This window comes from Lactobacillus sp. C449L, assembly GCF_059900815.1.
The window spans coordinates 1-426 of record NZ_JBWXGA010000335.1 but is presented as its reverse complement, the minus strand read 5'-3'; the positions used below and the strand labels follow the sequence as shown (position 1 = coordinate 426).

Genomic DNA, 426 nt, shown 5'->3' with positions numbered 1-426 from the left:
ATTGAGCGCACCCTGGCCTGGCTCAACCGCTTCCGCCGTCTCACCATTCGCTATGAACGACGTGAGGACATCCATCTGGCCTTCACCACGCTTGGATGCGCACTCATCTGCTTCAATCAATGCAACCGGTCTTGTTAGGCGCTCTTAGTCGGCCTTTTAAGCCAAGTCCGTCTCTCGGTTCGTTCCTCCTGGATCTGCCGGGACTGATCAGGTCCCGGGAGATTGGATGAAAAATCTGGCTTGTGCCGTCAGGCGGCTTTGCTGATGCCTCCCTCGATCGCGACGCCGGCGGTTCCTGGAACCACCGGCTCAGCGCCGAGGCTGGCTGTTGGCGCAGCCATAGCCCGAGCTGGATCATGGTTGTGCGCAGCCGCGGGTTGCCGGCCTTTGACACTCCTTGCTCGCGATCCACCCGCCCGCTCTTCC

At 61.0% G+C, this 426-nt stretch carries 2 pseudogenes; one reads left to right on the top strand and one right to left on the bottom strand.

Annotated features, from left to right (window positions below):
* Window positions 1-138: pseudogene (locus tag AC2JF9_RS09645) on the top strand (IS5/IS1182 family transposase); the annotation flags it as partial.
* Between the two features lie 96 nt (window positions 139-234).
* Here AC2JF9_RS09645 and AC2JF9_RS09640 read toward each other — a convergent pair.
* A pseudogene (locus tag AC2JF9_RS09640) lies at window positions 235-426 on the bottom strand (IS110 family transposase); the annotation flags it as partial.